At 72.9% G+C, this 17,104-nt stretch carries 15 protein-coding genes; 7 read left to right on the top strand and 8 right to left on the bottom strand.

Annotation, left to right across the window (positions count from 1 at the left end; genetic code table 11):
* Nucleotides 1–125: 125 nt before the first annotated feature.
* Nucleotides 126–899: a sulfite exporter TauE/SafE family protein gene (locus VF825_RS13265; protein ID WP_331114044.1), complete on the top strand. Its 774-nt coding sequence runs from the start codon at nt 126–128 to the stop codon at nt 897–899.
* Nucleotides 900–916: 17 nt separating this feature from the next.
* Nucleotides 917–1,732: an RNA methyltransferase gene (locus VF825_RS13260; RefSeq protein ID WP_331114042.1), complete on the top strand. Its 816-nt coding sequence runs from the start codon at nt 917–919 to the stop codon at nt 1,730–1,732.
* A gap of 18 nt (nt 1,733–1,750) precedes the next feature.
* Here the strand turns inward: VF825_RS13260 and VF825_RS13255 are convergent, their stop codons facing one another.
* The 7 genes from VF825_RS13255 to VF825_RS13225 are packed head-to-tail and all read right to left on the bottom strand — an operon-like array spanning nt 1,751 to nt 7,254.
* Nucleotides 1,751–2,284: a YbaK/EbsC family protein gene (locus tag VF825_RS13255; protein ID WP_331114040.1), complete on the bottom strand. Its 534-nt coding sequence runs from the start codon at nt 2,282–2,284 to the stop codon at nt 1,751–1,753.
* Entirely contained in the window at nt 2,281–2,826 is a 546-nt protein-coding gene (locus VF825_RS13250; protein WP_331114038.1) for a YbhB/YbcL family Raf kinase inhibitor-like protein, read from the bottom strand. Before VF825_RS13250 ends, VF825_RS13255 begins: the two co-directional genes overlap by 4 nt.
* Nucleotides 2,827–2,879: 53 nt before the next feature.
* On the bottom strand, nt 2,880–4,364 hold the full coding sequence (locus VF825_RS13245; RefSeq protein ID WP_331114035.1) for an oligopeptide:H+ symporter: 1,485 nt from the start codon (nt 4,362–4,364) through the stop codon (nt 2,880–2,882).
* A gap of 35 nt (nt 4,365–4,399) precedes the next feature.
* Complete coding sequence (locus VF825_RS13240; RefSeq protein WP_331114033.1) at nt 4,400–4,786, bottom strand: DUF3037 domain-containing protein; 387 nt, start codon at nt 4,784–4,786, stop codon at nt 4,400–4,402.
* Nucleotides 4,783–5,550, bottom strand: coding sequence for a HipA family kinase (locus VF825_RS13235; RefSeq protein ID WP_331114031.1), 768 nt, complete (start codon nt 5,548–5,550; stop codon nt 4,783–4,785). Before VF825_RS13235 ends, VF825_RS13240 begins: the two co-directional genes overlap by 4 nt.
* 26 nt (nt 5,551–5,576) lie before the next feature.
* Nucleotides 5,577–6,764, bottom strand: coding sequence for an MFS transporter (locus tag VF825_RS13230; protein ID WP_331114029.1), 1,188 nt, complete (start codon nt 6,762–6,764; stop codon nt 5,577–5,579).
* 31 nt (nt 6,765–6,795) lie between these two features.
* Nucleotides 6,796–7,254, bottom strand: a complete 459-nt coding sequence (locus VF825_RS13225; RefSeq protein WP_331114027.1) for a MarR family winged helix-turn-helix transcriptional regulator — start codon at nt 7,252–7,254, stop codon at nt 6,796–6,798.
* 99 nt (nt 7,255–7,353) lie between these two features.
* Between VF825_RS13225 and VF825_RS13220 the strand changes: the two genes are divergently transcribed.
* The 5 genes from VF825_RS13220 to VF825_RS13200 all read left to right on the top strand — a co-directional run bounded on the left by VF825_RS13220 (nt 7,354) and on the right by VF825_RS13200 (nt 15,160).
* On the top strand, nt 7,354–8,310 hold the full coding sequence (locus VF825_RS13220) for a DUF389 domain-containing protein (protein ID WP_331114025.1): 957 nt from the start codon (nt 7,354–7,356) through the stop codon (nt 8,308–8,310).
* Between the two features lie 101 nt (nt 8,311–8,411).
* Complete coding sequence (locus VF825_RS13215; protein ID WP_331114023.1) at nt 8,412–9,161, top strand: lysophospholipid acyltransferase family protein; 750 nt, start codon at nt 8,412–8,414, stop codon at nt 9,159–9,161.
* Nucleotides 9,162–9,281: 120 nt separating this feature from the next.
* Nucleotides 9,282–11,012 carry an ABC transporter ATP-binding protein gene (locus tag VF825_RS13210; protein ID WP_331114021.1) on the top strand — a complete coding sequence of 577 codons (1,731 nt, stop codon included), beginning with the start codon at nt 9,282–9,284 and terminating at the stop codon, nt 11,010–11,012.
* Between the two features lie 44 nt (nt 11,013–11,056).
* Entirely contained in the window at nt 11,057–13,018 is a 1,962-nt protein-coding gene (locus tag VF825_RS13205) for an ABC transporter ATP-binding protein (RefSeq protein ID WP_331114046.1), read from the top strand.
* Between the two features lie 36 nt (nt 13,019–13,054).
* Complete coding sequence (locus tag VF825_RS13200) at nt 13,055–15,160, top strand: DEAD/DEAH box helicase (protein ID WP_331114020.1); 2,106 nt, start codon at nt 13,055–13,057, stop codon at nt 15,158–15,160.
* 52 nt (nt 15,161–15,212) lie between these two features.
* Here VF825_RS13200 and VF825_RS13195 read toward each other — a convergent pair whose 3' ends face one another.
* Nucleotides 15,213–16,937, bottom strand: a complete 1,725-nt coding sequence (locus VF825_RS13195) for a substrate-binding domain-containing protein (RefSeq protein ID WP_331114018.1) — start codon at nt 16,935–16,937, stop codon at nt 15,213–15,215.
* Nucleotides 16,938–17,104 lie beyond the last annotated feature (167 nt).

Genomic DNA, 17,104 nt, shown 5'->3' with positions numbered 1-17,104 from the left:
TGGCGCCCGAGCCCCCGGCCTTCCCGACCGACCTGCCGGGCGGGGAGCCGCGACCGTAGTCGCCGCGGCCGCCGCGCCGGCGGCCCTGCACCAGGCACCCGGTCACCCGTCGCTAGGGTGACCGGGTGTCCGTGTTCGAGGTGGTCGCCATCCTGCTCGCCGGCCTCGCCGCGGGCACGATCAACACGATCGTGGGCTCGGGCACGCTGATCACGTTCCCCACCCTGCTCTTCTTCGGCTACGCGCCGGTGGTCGCCAACATCTCCAACACCGTCGGCCTGGTGGCCGGCGGGCTCACCGGCATCCACGGCTACCGCGCCGAGCTCGACGGCCAGGGTCACGCCCTGCGGCGCCTGGCTCCGGCCTCCCTGCTCGGGGCCGTCACCGGTGCGGCACTGCTCCTGGTCCTGCCGCCGCAGGCGTTCGCGGCGATCGTCCCGGTCCTCATCGCGCTGGCCCTCGTGCTGGTGCTCGCAGGCCCGTGGCTGCAGGCGAAGGCGGCAGCCCGGCATACCGACACCGGGCGGCGCACTGGCGGCGCCACCGCGTTGCTGCTCGGCGGGGTCTTCGTCGCGGGGGTCTACGGCGGCTACTTCGGCGCGGCCCAGGGCGTGCTGCTCGTGGGGATCATGAGCGTCCTCATGACCGAGTCGCTGCAACGGATCAACGGCTTCAAGAACGTGCTCGGCACGATCGTCAACGCCGTCGCGGCGGTGACCTTCATCCTCGTCGCGCGCGACAAGGTCGACTGGGCCGTCGCCGGGCTGATCGCGCTCGGGTCGCTGGGCGGCGGCTGGGTGGGTGCCCACGTCGGGCGGCGGCTCTCGCCCCGCGTGCTGCGCGGGCTCATCGTCGTCATCGGCGTCGTGGCCATCGTGCGGATGGTGTTCTTCAGCTGAGCAGTAGCCTTGCGCCCGTGGTGACGCGGATCGAGGACCCGAAGGACGAACGGCTGCAGGACTACTTCGGGCTCACCGACGTCGCGCTGCGCCGGCGCACCGAGCCCGAGCGCGGGCTGTACATCGCTGAGAGCGAGAAGGTCATCCGCCGGGCGCTGGCCGCCGGGCACCGACCGCGGTCCTACCTCATGGCCGAGCGCTGGCTGGCGGACCTGTCCGACCTGGTCGAGCAGGCCGGACGCGAAGAGGTGCCGGTCTACGTCGGCGAGCACGACGTCATCGAGGCGATGACCGGCTTCCACCTGCACCGCGGGGCGCTGGCCTCGATGCAGCGGCCCGAGCTGGTGCCGCCGGAGGCGATCCTGCGGGGCGCCACCCGGGTCGCGGTGCTCGAAGACATCGTCGACCACACCAACGTCGGTGCCGCGTTCCGCAGCGCAGCGGCCCTCGGCGTCGACGCGGTGCTGGTGACGCCCCGCTGCGCCGACCCGCTGTACCGGCGCAGCGTGCGCGTGTCGATGGGCACGGTGTTCCAGGTGCCGTGGACCCGCATCGACCCGTGGCCGGGCGGGGTGGAGGTGTTGCGGGACAACGGGTTCAGCGTCGCAGCGTTTGCGCTGAGCGATGACGCCGTGAGCCTGGACGACCTGGCCGCCGACCCGCCGGAGCGGCTGGCCCTGGTGCTCGGCACCGAGGGCGACGGGATCTCGCGCCGGGTGCTCGAGGCGGCCGACGTGGTCGTGAAGATCCCGATGGCCGGGGGAGTGGACTCCCTCAACGTGGCCGCCGCCAGCGCCGTCGCCTTCTGGGCGCTGCGCCCACCCGCTCGCTGAGGCGCTCTCCGGTGCTGGTCAGCGAGCCAGCCCCTCCACGATCTCGACACCGGGCAGCTCGGCCATCAACGGGCCGGGCACCCTCAGCTTGGCGGCGCGCACCCCCGCGCCGATCACGACGTGCTCGCGCTCGAGCACCCGCGCGTCAACGTACACCGCCCAGGAGGCCGGCAGCCCGACCGGCGTGATCGCGCCGTACTCCATGCCGGTGCGCTCCACGGCGTCCTCCATGGCCAGGAAGCTGGCCTTGCGGACATCGAGCAGCCCCCGGACGGTGGTGTTGACGTCGGCGCGGGTCGTGGCGAGCACGACGCAGGCGGCCACGCGTTCCTCCCCGGCCCGGCGGCCGCCGACCACCACGCAGTTGGCGCAGTCCTCCAGCGCCATGCCGGTGGCCTCGACCAGGGCGGCGGTGTCGGACACCGACGGGTCGATGGAGACCACCTCGACCTGGCCGCCGTGCGCCCAGCCGCGGAGCGTCTCCGCGACCGGGCGGGCGATCAGGTCGAGGTGCGACAGGGCCGGCAGGTACTGCAGCCCCGGCGGGGTCACCAGCGGTAGGTGCCGGTGAGGACGCCCCGCGCGAGGGTGTGTCCGCCCATGGTGAACGCGGCCACGGCCGGGGAGACCGAGGCGTCCAGGCCCAGGTCGTCGGTGTCCAGGGCGTGCACGGCGTACAGGTAGCGGTGGTTGTGGTCGCCCTGGGGCGGCGCCGCACCGTCATACGCCTTGTTGCCGTAGTCGTTGCGCACGTGGAAGGCGCCGTCGGGCAGGGCGGCGTCGCCCTCGGCGCCGGCGCCTGCGTCCAGCGAGGTGACCGAGGCGGGGATGCCCAGGACGATCCAGTGCCAGAAGCCGGAGGGGGTCGGCGCGTCGGGGTCGAAGCAGGTGACGGCGAAGCCCTTCGTGCCCTCGGGGGCGTCGGACCAGGTCAGCTGCGGCGAGGTGTTGCCGCCGGTGAAGCCCCAGTCGTTGAACACCTGGGCGTCGGGCAGGGCGTTGCCGTCGATGAAGTCGGCGCTGCTGACGGCCATCGCGGGCACCTGGGGCAGCAGCGAGTACGGGTCGGGGGCGACGGGACGGTCAAGGTTCATGCTTCGGACCTTAACCGCCCGCGCCGCCCCCGGCACGTGTGGGGAGTGGAGCGTCAGTGGCCGCTCTCGCGGTGGACCCAGCCGGCCAGGCCGGCGAGGACGGCCGCGAACGCCAGCGTCACCACGGCGAGGCCGCCGAAGTATGCCGTGTCGCTGGCCCCCGAGGTCGCCTGCACCACCTGGGCGGTGATGGCCTGGCCCGCCGCCGGGGCGAGGAACCACAGGGCCATCGTCTGGCTGCGGAACGCCTTCGGCGCGAGCAGTGTGGTCGCGGCCAGGCCGACCGGCGACAGGCACAGCTCGCCGACGGTCTGCACGACGTAGACGACGATCAGCCAGAACGGTGAGGCCTTGCCGTCGCCGGTGAGGTACGAGGCCGCCGCCATGATGGCGAAGGACGCGCCGGCGAACGCCAGGCCGATGGCGAACTTCCCGCCGAGGTGCGGGGACCGCTCACCGCGGCGCAGCCACAGGGCGGCGAACACCGGGGTCAGCAGGATGATCGCGAACGGGTTGACCGACTGGAAGAACTCCGGGGAGATGTGCGCCCCGAAGACCTGCAGCTGGGTGCGGTCGGCCGCGAACGTCGTCAGCGTGGTGCTGGCCTGCTCGAAGAGCATGAAGAAGAGCATCGCGGCGACGAACAGCGGGATGTAGGCCAGCAGCCGGCGCTTCTCGTGCGTCTCCACCTTGGGGCTGCGGTACATCACCAGGAAGAACACGATCGGCGCGACCAGGGCGATGTAGGAGATGGCGTCGACCATCGTCTCCAGGCCGAAGCTGCCGTCGTTGACGACGGTCGCGATGACCATGGCCGCGGCGACACCGGCGAGCACGTAGGCGGCGAGCCGGGCCAGGCCGCCCTGCTCGTCCTCGCGGACCGGGTTGGGTGCCGCCAGGCCGACGTCGCCCAGGGCCCGGCGGCCCCAGAACCACGCGACCAGGGCCAGGCCCATGCCGACGGCGGCGGCGGCGAAGCCGGCGTGGAAGCCCCAGTGGGCACGCAGCCAGCCCACCACCCACGGGCTCACGAGGGCACCGATGTTGATGCCCATGTAGAAGATCGAGAACGCCGAGGTGCGACGCGAGTCGTCCTCGCTGTAGAGCCCGCCGACCATGGTCGAGACGTTGGGCTTGAAGATGCCCGAGCCGAGGGCGACGAGCACGATGCCCAGGTAGGACAGCGCCGGCGTCGGGATGGACAGGCTCAGGTGGCCGCTGATGATGACGAGCGCGCCGATGAGGGTGGTCTTGCGGGCGCCGAGCACGCGGTCGGCGAGCCAGCCACCGACGACGGAGAGCAGGTAGACCGAGGCTCCGTAGACGGAGACGACGGCCTCACCGAGGCTCGCATCGAGGCCGAGGCCGCCTTCCTTGAGCTTGGCGGTCAGGTACAGCAGCAGGATGGCCCGCATGCCGTAGTAGCTGAACCGCTCCCACAGCTCGGTGCTGAACAGGGTGGCCAGGCCTTGTGGGTGGCCGAAGAAGGTGCGGCCCTCTGCGCGGGTCTCTGCAGGGGGGTTGGTCGTGGCAGTCACGGGCCAAAACGGTAACAACGACCCTGGTGGCAGCCCTAATTCACGAGCGCACGAACCAGCCGGTGGAGCTCGTCCGACGGGTCCTTCGTGAGCCCGCCGTGCACCGGTCCGGGCTGGATCACCGTGCTGCGTGGGGCACTGAGCCAGCCGAAGCGCTGCCCCGGCTTGTCGAGTGTGGGAAGCCCCACACCCGGCTCGCCCCGGCAGACCCGGCAGATGGCCTCCAGCGAGGCGTCGACGGCGTCGAGCTCGAGGTCGGGGAAGGCGGCCCGCAGCCGGTCCCGGTCGAGGTCGAAGGCGCCCTCGAGGAAGTCCGCGGCCTGGCTGTAGAGCACCACGCCGACGTTGAGGAACTCCTCGCGGTCCACCCGCGGCACGCAGCGCAGGGTGACGTACTGGTAGCCGACCATCCCCGCGCTCACCGGGCACCCCCGGGCAGCCAGGCGGCCGGGTTGGCCACGCGCGCCAGCAGGTTGTCCCGGTATGCCGCGCGGACGGCCCCCGGGTCCGCCAGCCCCGGTGCCGGCTCCAGCCAGGGGTCGGGCACCTGGTCCAGCACCTCCTCCAGCAGCGCCTCGTCGACCCGGGGTGCCAGCTCGGCGTGGGCGGCCGTCACGTCGCCGGCGACGTCGAGCAGGACGTGCTTGCTCGCGTCGAAGCCTTGTGCCGCAAAGCGATCCGGGTTGGAGCCGTTGCCCGGCCACGAGTGGTGGAAGTACAGCGCCGCGCCGTGGTCGATGCACCACGCCTGGTGGTGCCAGACGAGCAGGTTGGGGTTGCTCCAGGTGCGGTCGACGTTGGCGGTGAAGGCGTCCAGCCACACGATCCGGGCGGCCTCCTCCGGCGGGGGCGGCTGGGAGCCGTCGTAGCCGAAGGATCCGGGCAGGAAGTCGACCCCGAGGTTGAGCCCGATGCTCGCGGTGAGCAGGTCCTGGACCTCCTCGTCCGCCTCGTACTTGGCGATCTGGGCGTCGAGCTCGACGGCCTTCATCTCGGGCACGCGCAGCCCCAGGCGCCGGGCGAGCTCGCCCACGACCACCTCGGCGACGAGCACCTTCAGGCCCTGTCCCGCGCCACGGAACTTCAGGACCCAGGTGCCGCAGTCGTCACCCTCGACGATGCCGGGGAGCGACCCGCCCTCGCGCAGCGGAGTGACGTAGCGCGTCGCGGTGATGTGTTCGAGCACGCCCGAAGCCTAGGCGCTCGGGCGCCTCAGGCGTCGGCGACCGTGACCAGCTCGGCCTCGTCCTCGCTGTGGCTGGCCGGCGCGCCGTGCCCGGGCTCGGCGTCGACGTGGGCCAGCAGCCGGCGACCGGAGCTCAGCAGGATCACGCCCAGGGCCACCGCGACGGCACCCAGCCAGAAGGGCACGTGCACGCCGTAGGACTCGCCGAGCTTGCCGGCCAGCCACGGGGCGACGGCGCCACCGGCGAAGCGCACGAAGCTGTAGGCGGCCGAGGCCACGCCGCGCTCGACCGGGGCGGCCTTCATGACCGTCTCGGTGATGAGGGTGTTGTTGACGCCGAGGAACGCCCCGGCGACGACGACGCAGGTCGCGAGGACGGCCTTGTCACCGGTCCACACCGCCATGACGACCAGCGTCGCGGCGAAGCCGCTCAGGGCGCCGACGACCGAGGGGATGGTGCCGAAGCGCCGCTGCAGCCGCGGGGCGACGACCACGGAGGTGAACGCCAGCAGCAGGCCCCAGCCGAAGAAGATCAGGCCGACCTGGTGCGGGCCCATGTCCAGCGGGAAGGGGGTGAACGCCAGCAGGGTGAAGAAGCCGAAGTTGTAGAGCAGGGAGGTCAGGGCCACCACGAGGAGTCCCTTGTGCCGCAGGGCCTTGAACGGCTCGGTGATCGAGGTGGCCCGCTCGGCCCGCGGGGTGGCCGGCAGCACGAACGCGGTGGCGACGAAGGCGACCGCCATGAGCGCCGAGACGCCGAAGAACGGGCCGCGCCAGGAGATGCCGCCGAGCACCCCGCCCAGCAGCGGGCCGGCGGCGATGCCCAGGCCCAGCGCCGCCTCGTAGAGGATGATCGCCTGCCCGACCGAGCCGCGGGCGGCCTTGACGATCGTGGCCAGCGCGGTGGCGATGAACAGGGCGTTGCCCAGGCCCCAGACGGCGCGGAAGGTCACGATCCCGCCGACGGTGTCCTGGGTCCCGGCCAGCCCGGCGCCGACGATGATGATGAGCAGGCCGATGAGCAGGGTGCGCTTGGCGCCGATGCGGCTGGAGACGAAGCCGGTGATGAGCATGGCGACGCCCATGACGACCATGTAGCTGGTGAACAGCAGCGAGACCTGGGACGGCGAGGCGCCGAGCTGGTCACCGATGGACTTCAGGATCGGGTCGACCAGGCCGATGCCCATGAAGGCGATGACACACGCGAAGGCCACGGCCCACACAGGTTTGGGTTGACGCCACACGTCACTGTCCTTTCGTTGCGGGAGAAGGGTCCTCGGCGGCCTCGGCAGTGGCCAGCAGCTCGCGCAGCACCGCCACGGCGTCCTCGAGCCGACCGCGGTCGGCCTCGGCGAGCTGCTCGACCACCGGGGCCACCACGGCGCCGCGGGCGCGGCGCACCGACGCGAGCGTCTCGGCGCCCAGGGGGGACAGGGCGATCAGCGAGGCGCGGGCGTCAGCGGGGTCGGCGGAGCGCTGCACCCAGCCGCGCGCCTCGAGCCGGCCCACCTGGGCCGACATCGTCGGCTGGCTGGTGTGGTCGGCCTGGGCGAGGTCGCCGACACGGGCCGGTCCGAGCTCGTCGAGCTGGGCAAGCAGGCGGGCCTGCGCCGGCGGCACGTCGAAGACGGCCAGGCGGCTGGCCCAGCGGTTGAGGCGCGCGACGACGCTCAGCAGCTCGTCGCCGAGGGAGGGGGAGGACACGGCCCCGATAATACATAGGGAACCTATGCAACTGCTCACGCGGGTGGTCCGGTGTGGTGAGGTGTCACCCATGACCGGTATGCCGTGTGGTGGCCCCCGATGCTGCTGAACCTGCGCCTGGCGGTGCCGCCCGCCCTGACCGCGCAGGTCCGCGAGCTGCTCGAGTCCGACGAGCGGGTCACCAACCTCGTCGTGCTGCCGGGCGCGGCGGTCGAGCCCGCCGGCGACGCGGTGCTGGCCGACGTGCCGCGCGAGGCCGCTGGGGAGATGCTCGGCCGCCTCGACGCGCTGGGCCTGGGCCGCCACGGCGCGATGAGCGTCTCGGAGGTGACCGCCTCGCCCTACCGCCGGGCCCGCGAGGCCGAGGCCGCCGCGCCGGGGAGCCCCGACGACGGGGTCGTCTGGCGGATGGTCGAGGAGCGGGCCTGGTCGGACAGCCGCGGCTCGGTCTCCTTCTACGCCTTCCTCACCCTGGCCACCGCCCTCGCGGCGATCGCCGTCATCACCGACTCCTCGATCCTGGTCGTCGGGGCGATGGTGGTCGGGCCGGAGTTCGGCCCGGTGGCGGCCATCGCCACCGGCATCGTCCTGCGCCAGTGGGGGCTGCTCCCGCGCTCGCTGTCGCTGCTCGCGCGCTCGTTCTGCTTCGCCATCCTCGTCGTGGCGGCGCTGGCCCTGGTGGCCCGCGGGCTGGGCTGGATCGACCCGTCCACCGTGACCAGGCCGCGGCCGCTGACCGGCTTCATCTGGCAGCCCGACCGCTGGTCGTTCGTCGTCGCGCTGCTCGCGGGCTTCGCCGGCGTCCTGTCCGTGACCTCGGGCAAGTCCTCGGCCCTGGTCGGCGTCTTCATCTCGGTGACGACCGTCCCGGCGGCGGGCAACCTCGCGCTCGCCCTCGCGCTGTGGGAGGTGGCGGAGATCCGCGGCTCGGCGCTGCAGCTCGCGGTCAACCTCACCGGGATGGTCCTCGCCGGCGTCATCACCCTGGTCGTGCAGCGGGTCGGCTGGCGGGTGGTGCAGCGCCGGACCGGCGAGGAGGTGGTGCGCGCCCGCTGAGGGCGCGCGCACACCCCGGCGACCCGGCATACAGGGCGGCGAACCGCCCCGGTGGGGCGGCCGGCATGCCGGGGACGGCGTGGACCCTCTACCGTTGCGCCATGGAGCCGGTCTACACCCCTGTCATCGGGTTCGCCCGCGCCCTCTTCGCGTTCCAGGGGCTCCGGTTCCGGATCACGGGCCAGGAGAACATCCCCCGCACCGGTGGTGCGGTCATGATGATCAACCACCTGTCCTTCTTCGACTTCGCGTACGCCGGGCTGGCCGCGATCCCGTCCGGGCGCAAGGTGCGGTTCATGGCCAAGGAGTCGGTGTTCCGGCACCCGGTCGGCGGCCCGCTGATGCGCGGGATGGGGCACATCCCGGTCGACCGCGAGGCCGGTGCCGCCTCGTTCCGGGCCGCCGTGCAGGAGCTCAAGGCCGGCGAGGTCGTGGGCGTCTTCCCCGAGGCGACGATCTCGCGCTCCTTCGAGCTCAAGGAGTTCAAGAGCGGGGCCGTGCGGATGGCCAAGGCGGCCGGGGTGCCGATCCTGCCGACCGTGCTGTGGGGCTCCCAGCGGGTCTGGACCAAGGGAGAGAAGCCGCGCTTCGGGCGCAGCAACATCCCGATCTCGATCGCCGTGGGCGAGCCTGTGGACGTCCCCCGCGGGGTGGACCCGGAGGAGGTCAACCGGCAGGTGCGCGAGCGGATGACCGCGCTGCTGCACGCGGCGCAGGAGAGCTACCCCCCGCTGACCGGCGCCGACCTGAGGTTCCTGCCCGCCCGGCTCGGGGGCACCGCGCCGACGCCGGAGGAGGCCGCGGCGCGTGACGACGCCGACGCCCGCGGGCGTCGCGAAGCCCGCCCCTGACCCCGGCCGGGGGTGCGATCCTGACGTTTGTCACCTGAGGTGGTGGCCTCGCCGGGTTAGCGTCGTGTCGGTCGCGTGCGCCGCCAGGGGAGCCGCCGGCCGACGACATCCGGAGGTCTCGTGCTTCTCCCGCTGCTGCGCACCTACCTGCGGCCCTACCGGGGTGCCATCACGCTGGTGGTGCTGTTCCAGCTGGTCCAGACGGTCGCCACGCTGTACCTGCCGGGCCTCAACGCCGACATCATCGACCAGGGCGTGGTCGTCGGCGACACCGGCAGGATCCTGTCCATCGGCGCCGTCATGCTGGCCGTCACCGTCGGCCAGGTCATCGCCTCGGCGTTCGCGGTCTACTTCGGCGCCCGCACCGCGATGGCCCTGGGCCGGGACCTGCGCGAGGCGGTGTTCGTCTCGGTGGAGCGTTTCGCGGCCCAGGAGGTCGGCCGCTTCGGCGCCCCCTCGCTGATCACCCGCTCCACCAACGACGTGCAGCAGGTGCAGATGGTCGTGCTGCTCTCGTTCACGATCATGGTCGCCGCGCCGATCATGTGCGTCGGCGGCGTGATCCTGGCGCTGCGCCAGGACGTGCACCTGTCGGCGCTGCTGCTGGTCTCGGTGCCGGCGCTGGTCGTGGCGGTGGTGCTGATCATCCGGCGGATGCGCCCGCTGTTCCGCTCCATGCAGGTGCGCATCGACGTGATCAACCGGGTGCTGCGCGAGCAGATCGCCGGTGTCCGGGTCATCCGCGCGTTCGTGCGCGACACCCACGAGCGGGAGCGCTTCGGCCGGGCCAACGACTCGCTCATGGACGTCTCGGTCCAGGTCGGCCGGCTCATGGCGCTGATGTTCCCCACCGTGCTGCTGGTCATGAACGTCTCCAGCGTCGCCGTGATCTGGTTCGGCGGGCACCGCATCGCCGCCGGGCAGATGCAGATCGGCACGATGACGGCGTTCCTCAGCTACCTCATGCAGATCCTCATGGCGGTGATGATGGCGACGTTCATGTTCGTCCTCGTCCCGCGCGCCGAGGTCTGCGCCGACCGGATCACCGAGGTCCTCGACACCGAGCCGAGCGTGCGCGCGCCGGAGCGCCCGGTCACCCGCCCCGAGGTGAGCGGGACCGTCGAGCTGCGCGCGGCCACCTTCGCCTACCCCGGCGCGCAGGAGCCGGTGCTGCATGCCGCCGACCTGGTGGCCCGGCCGGGGGAGACCACCGCCATCGTCGGCTCCACCGGCAGTGGCAAGACCACCCTGCTCAACCTCATCCCGCGGCTGGTCGACGTCAGCAGCGGGCAGGTGCTCGTCGGCGGGGTCGACGTGCGCGACCTCGACCCGGAGGAGCTGTGGGCCGGGATCGGGCTGGTGCCCCAGCGCGCCTACCTGTTCGCCGGGACGGTGGCCTCCAACCTGCGCTACGGCAAGCCGGACGCGACCGACGAGGAGCTGTGGGAGGCCCTGGAGATCGCCCAGGCCCGCGACTTCGTCGAGCGGCTCGGCGGGCTCGAGGCGTCCATCGCCCAGGGCGGCGGCAACGTCTCCGGCGGGCAGCGCCAGCGCCTGGCCATCGCCCGCGCCGTGGTCCGCCGGCCGGCGCTCTACCTCTTCGACGACTGCTTCTCGGCGCTCGACTACGCCACCGACGCCGCCCTGCGCGCTGCGTTGCGCCCGGTCACCCGTGACTCCGCCGTCATCACCGTGGCCCAGCGGATCAGCACCATCCGCGACGCCGACCGGATCGTGGTCCTCGACGAGGGCCGGGTCGTCGGCGCCGGCACGCACCGCGAGCTGATGGCGAGCTGCCCGACATACCGCGAGATCGTCCTGTCCCAGCTGACCGAGGAGGAGGCCGCGTGAGCGGGCCGACGACCACCACCGCGTCCCGCCCGTCGCCCCCGCCGATGCGGGGCCCGATGCGCGGCCCGATGGGGATGATGGGTGGGCCGCCGGCCAAGGCGCTGGACTTCCGGGGCTCGTCGCTGCGGCTGGTCCGCTCGCTGCGCTCGCACCGGGCGCTCGTGTTCACCGCGATCAGCCTCGGCGTGGTCAGCGTCGCCCTCTCGGTCACCGGCCCGCGGGTGCTCGGCAAGGCCACCGACCTCATCTTCGCCGGGCTGGTGGGGGAGCGGCTGCCCGCGGGCGTGACCAAGGCCCAGGCGATCGCCCGGCTGCGGGCCACGGGTCAGGGGCGGCTGGCTGACGTGCTGCAGGGCGTCGATGTCGTGCCCGGTCAGGGCGTGGACTTCACCGCGCTGGCGCACGTGCTGCAGCTGGTGCTGGTCATCTACGTGCTGGCCTCGGTGCTGGCCTGGCTGCAGGGGCGGGTCACGACGCTGGTGGTGCAGCGCACCGTCTTCGCCATGCGCCGCGACGTCGAGGAGAAGTTCGCCCGGCTGCCCCTGGCGTGGTTCGACGGGCGCCCCCGCGGCGAGGTGCTCTCGCGGGTCACCAACGACATCGACAACATCGCCCAGTCGCTGCAGCAGACGATGAGCCAGCTGCTGACCGCGCTGCTGACCGTCGTCGGCGTGCTCACCATGATGTTCGTCGTCTCCCCTCTGCTGGCCGTCGTCGCCCTCGTCACCGTGCCCCTGTCGGCGCTGGTGACCGTGCGGATCGGCAAGCAGGCCCAGCCGCGGTTCGTCGAGCAGTGGGCCTCCACCGGGCGGCTCAACGGCCACGTCGAGGAGATGTACACCGGCCACGCCATCGTCAAGGTCTTCGGCCGCACCAGGGAGGCGCGCGAGACGTTCGTGGCGGAGAACGCCAAGCTCTACGAGGCCAGCTTCCGGGCGCAGTTCATCTCCGGCCTGATCCAGCCGGCGATGTTCTTCATCGGCAACCTCAACTACGTCTTCGTCGCGGTGATCGGCGGCCTGCGGGTGGCCTCCGGGGCGATCAGCCTCGGCGACGTGCAGGCGTTCATCCAGTACTCCCGGCAGTTCAGCCAGCCGCTGACCCAAGTGGCCTCGATGGCCAACCTGCTGCAGTCGGGGGTCGCCTCGGCCGAGCGGGTCTTCGAGCTGCTCGACGCCGACGAGCAGAGCCCCGACCCCTCGCCGGCCGTCGTCCCGTCGCAGGTGCGCGGGCGGGTCGCGTTCGAGGACGTGTCCTTCCGCTACGTGCCGGACACCCCGCTGATCGAGCACCTCGACCTGGTCGCCGAGCCCGGGCACACCGTCGCGATCGTCGGACCGACCGGCGCCGGCAAGACCACGCTGGCCAACCTCCTGCTGCGCTTCTACGACGTCGACGCCGGGCGGATCACCCTCGACGGCGTCGACACCCGGGACATGCGCCGGGAGGACCTGCGCGACCTGTTCGGGATGGTGCTGCAGGACACGTGGCTGTTCAACGGCACGATCCGGGACAACATCGCCTACGGAGCGCAGGACCCCACGCCGGAGCAGGTGCTGGACGCGGCCACGGCGGCCTACGTCGACCACTTCGTGCGCACCCTGCCCGACGGCTACGACACGGTGATCGACGAGGAGGGCGCCGGGGTCAGCGCCGGGCAGCGGCAGCTGCTCACCATCGCCCGTGCGTTCCTCGCCGACCCGGCGATCCTCATCCTCGACGAGGCAACCAGCTCGGTGGACACCCGCACCGAGGCGCTGGTCCAGCGCGCGATGGCCGACCTGCGCCGCGGCCGGACCAGCTTCGTGGTCGCCCACCGGCTGTCCACCATCCGCGACGCCGATCACATCGTCGTCATGGAGGAGGGGCAGATCGTCGAGCAGGGCACGCACCAGGAGCTGCTCGCCGCCGGGGGCGCCTACCACCGGCTGTATGCCGCGCAGTTCAGTGGCGCCGTGGTGCAGGACGAGGAAGCGGCGGGGGCGCCCACCCGGGTCGGCCGCTGACCCGCCCCGTCGGGGGCGGCCCGTAGGGTCGGGCGCATGAGCGTCACGCTGACCGACCACCACGACCGCGTCGCTGCCGGCGTCATCACCGCGCTGGCCGGCGAGGGCGCCCGCCTGCGCGAGGACCAGGCCACCGCCGTCGCCGAGCTGTCCCGGCCGGCGTCGCGGGTGCTCGTCGTGCAGGCGACCGGCTGGGGCAAGTCCGCCGTCTACTGGGCGGCCACCGCAATCCGGCGCCATGACGGCGCCGGGCCCACGCTGGTCGTCTCGCCGCTGCTGTCCCTCATGCGCGACCAGGTCGCCGCCGCCGGGCGCGCCGGGCTGCGGGCCGCGACGCTGAACTCCTCCAACATCGACGCCTGGTCCTCCATCGAGCAGGCGCTGCTGGCCGACGAGCTCGACGTGCTGCTCGTCTCGCCCGAGCGCCTGGCCAACCCCGGCTTCGGCCGCCGGGTCCTCGACCGGCTCGCCGGGCGGCTGGGGCTGCTGGTCATCGACGAGGCACACGCCGTCTCGGACTGGGGCCACGACTTCCGGCCCGACTACCGTCGGGTCTCCGACGTCCTGCGCGACCTCAACCCGGACACCCCGGTGCTGGCCACCACGGCCACCGCGAACGCCCGCGTCACCGACGACGTCTCGGCCCAGCTGGGCGAGTCGACCCTGGTGCTGCGCGGCCCGCTGGCCCGCTCCAGCCTCCAGCTCAGCGTGGTCGACCGGCTGACCCCGCTGCAGCGCTACGCCTGGGTGGTCGACCACCTGCCGGTGCTGCCCGGCTCGGGGATCGTCTACACCCTGACCGTGGCGGACGCCGAGCGCCTCACCGCGGCGATCCGCGAGGCCCACGGCGACGCGGTGCCGGTCGCGGCCTACACCGGGGGGCTGGAGGCGGGGGAGCGGGAGCGGCTCGAGGACGCGCTGCGGGACAACCGGCTCAAGGCGCTCGTGGCGACCTCGGCGCTGGGCATGGGCTACGACAAGCCCGACCTCGGCTTCGTGGTCCACGTGGGGTCACCGCCCTCGCCGGTGTCCTACTACCAGCAGGTGGGGCGTGCCGGGCGAGGCATCGACCACGCCCTGGTCGCGCTGCTGCCCTCCGACGCCGACGCCGGGGTGTGGGACTACTTCGCGACGGCGACCATCCCCGATCCCGAGCAGATGCGGCAGCTGCTGGATGCGCTGCCTGCCGGGGAGGAGGCGGCACCGGCGTCCGTGCCGGCGCTGGAGGCCGAGACCGGGCTGCGGCGCTCGCGGGTGGAGCTGATGCTCAAGCAGCTGGCCGTCGACGGGGCGGTGGACCGGGTCGAGGGCGGCTGGGTCGCGACGGGGCGGGAGTGGACCTTCGACGCGCCCCGCTACGACGGGATCGTGGCCACGCGACGGCGCGAGGCCGACATCATGCGGGCCTACGTGCGCGGGGAGCGGTGCCTGATGCAGCTGCTCCAGGAGTCACTCGACGACGACAGCGCGGTCGCGTGCGGGCACTGCTCGGTGTGCCTGGGGAGGCTGCCGGACTCGCTGTCCGGTGAGCCGTCTCCCGAGACGGTGGCCGCCGTGGCCGGGCTGCTGCGCGGTCAGGTGCATGAGCTGGAGCCGCGCAAGATGTGGCCCGGTGGGGCGTTCGGCACCCGGGGGCGCATCCCACCGACGCTGATGGCCCAGACCGGGCGCGTGCTCATCCACGCCGACGCACCGGAGTGGCGCGAGGTGGTGGCCGGGTCGTTCGGGACCGACGGGCCGGCGCCCCAGGAGGTGCTCGACGGGGTCGTGCGGCTCATGTCCTCCTGGCGCACGTCGTGGCCGGCCCGGCCGGACGTGGTCGTCGACCTGCCGGCGGCCGGCCTGTCGCGGCTCACCACCGAGGTCGCCGACCACCTCGCGACGGTGGGTCGGCTCGACCGGGCGACGCTGGACCTCGACGGTGAGCGGCCCGGGCGTGACCTCGGGTCGGCGCAGGAGGCGGCGGCCTGGCGCTCTGGTGTCTCGGTGCCGCCCGAGACGGCAGCAACGGTGGCCGGCCGGGCGGTCCTGCTCGTGGTCGACGCCACCTCGACGCAGTGGGCGGTCACCGTCACGACGGCGCACCTGCGCCAGGCGGGTGCCGCCGTCGTGCTGCCGATGGTGCTGCACCGCCAGCCCTGAGGGCGTGGCGCCCCACCCGGCGGTGCCGTAGGGCCCGAAGCTGCGCCGGAGCTCAGCAGCTGGGCCGGCAGCCGCGCTGGAGCAGCGCCTCCACGAAGACCGTCTTGATGTCCGAGGGCTGGCGGGCGATGTAGGACTTGCCGCCCGTGGCGCGCGAGATCTTGTCCAGCACGGAGGCATCGGCGCTCGGGCCCATGCCGACCGTGATCACCGCGATCGGCTGGGACGGGTCGGACAGGGCCTTGAGCCTGGCCAGCAGCTGGTCCAGCGTCAGGCCGCTCTTGTCGTCGTTCTGTCCGTCGGTGAGGATCACCACGGAGTTGACCCGGGTGGGGTCGAAGCCCTGTTTGACCCGCTGGTAGGCCGCGAGCACGGTGTCGTAGAGCCCGGTGTCGCCACCCACGAGGGCGTTGATCCCGGCGTTGGCGCGCAGCAGGGCGTCACGCTGGGTGCCCGTGGTGCTGGGGGCGCTGAGCTCCCCGGGCGGGACCAGCTCCTTCCAGTCCTTGCCGGGGCCGTCCTTGTCGGTGGCGAAGGCCCAGAGGCCGACCTGCGAGCGGGGCGGGAAGATCCGCAGGGCGGTGTCGGTGGCGCCCTGCGCGATCGAGATGCGGCTGGCGCCGCCGGTCTTGTCGGTCATGGAGCCGGAGACGTCGATCACCGCGATCATGCGCATCTCCTTGGACACGGTGCTCCAGGTGCTCAGCGCCGCGTCGACCTCCTTGAGGGTCGGGTCCGCCAGCAGCCGGACCACCGGCGTGGGGACGCCGGGAGTCGGCGTCGGTCCGCCGGTGCCCTCGGCGGTGCGGAAGCCCGCTGCCCGGATCGCCCGGTGGCCCGCCTCGGAGGTCAGGCCGTCGCGCAGGGCGAGCACGGCCCTGCCCACGGCGTCGTGCTCGGTGGCCAGGGCGACGAACGGGTAGTCCAGGCGGCCGGTGCTCGGCGTCGGCACCACCGGCACGAGCAGGGCCTCGGGGTGCTGGAGGTCGTACTGCACGACCTGCTGCTCGCTGGCAGGGAAGCCCGGCGCCGCGGCTTTCTTCTCGGCGGCCTGGGCGAACAGGTCGTCGGTGGTGTCGGCGGCGGTGCGGGACAACCGGATCATCGCCCCACCGACGTCCTGCTGCATGGCCGGCGAGTCGCCCAGCGCCTTGCGGACGGTGGTCAGCGCCAGCATGGCGGTGGTCGAGTCGGCGGGGTTGCTCATCTGGGCCGGCAAGTCCCCACCGAGCAGCTCCTGCCACGACGGGACACCCGCCCCCGCGTATCGCGCCGCCCGGTCCTGGGGCACGGCGATGACCAGGGGGCTCTGGGCGACGATGACCGGCTTGGGGGGTGCGTCCTCGCCCAGCTGGGCGTCCACGCGCTGCACCCAGACGGAGGAGTCCGGCACCCAGGCGTCCGGACGGTCATTGCCGTCCCCGGCGATCTGGGAGACGGCGACGGCCGGGGGGACGGCGCTGATGTCGTAGACCGTGCAGCTGATCGCGTTGTTCGTGTCCGTCGCGACCTGGTCGGCGACCCTGCGCACCACCGGGAGGAACTCCTCGGTGGTGGACACGCGCACGGTCGTGGGGTTGAGGCAGGTCACGGAGGCGGTGTTGAGCGCCGCCCCGACCCCTCCGGTGGCGACCACGATGGCCAGCCCGGCGGCCACCAGCACCACCGGGATGGCCCCGGCGACGAGCTTGACCTTGCGGGAGCCGCGCCGGCGTCGGCGTGCGGTCCGCGTCGAGTCGGTGGGACGGCGCGAGGGGGCGCCCTGAGTGCGAGACATTCGGGGTGTTGCTCCTGCTGCGGGTGGGACGCGCGGGGCTACCTCACCGGCGCCCCAGACCACGAGCACCGGGCAGGGGAGGTCCCCCCAACGCCTGTGCGGGGGAGAGTAGCCCGTTCCGGGCATACCGGACAGTCATCTGTAGATCTCTTTCCGGGCACAGAGCA

Origin of the sequence: Oryzihumus sp. (assembly GCF_036391795.1) — a bacterium.
Taxonomy (GTDB): Bacteria; Actinomycetota; Actinomycetes; order Actinomycetales; family Dermatophilaceae; genus Oryzihumus.
This window is presented reverse-complemented; position numbering and strand designations above follow the sequence as displayed.

What these genes read in the sequence shown, in the direction of transcription:
- VF825_RS13250 (WP_331114038.1), bottom strand. Translation starts at nt 2,826, where the DNA reads ATGAACCTTGACCGTCCCGTCGCCCCCGACCCGTACTCGCTGCTGCCC.
- VF825_RS13205 (WP_331114046.1), top strand. Translation starts at nt 11,057, where the DNA reads ATGCGGGGCCCGATGCGCGGCCCGATGGGGATGATGGGTGGGCCGCCG.
- VF825_RS13200 (WP_331114020.1), top strand. Translation starts at nt 13,055, where the DNA reads ATGAGCGTCACGCTGACCGACCACCACGACCGCGTCGCTGCCGGCGTC.
- VF825_RS13195 (WP_331114018.1), bottom strand. Translation starts at nt 16,937, where the DNA reads ATGTCTCGCACTCAGGGCGCCCCCTCGCGCCGTCCCACCGACTCGACG.
- VF825_RS13215 (WP_331114023.1), top strand. Translation starts at nt 8,412, where the DNA reads ATGGAGCCGGTCTACACCCCTGTCATCGGGTTCGCCCGCGCCCTCTTC.
- VF825_RS13220 (WP_331114025.1), top strand. Translation starts at nt 7,354, where the DNA reads ATGCTGCTGAACCTGCGCCTGGCGGTGCCGCCCGCCCTGACCGCGCAG.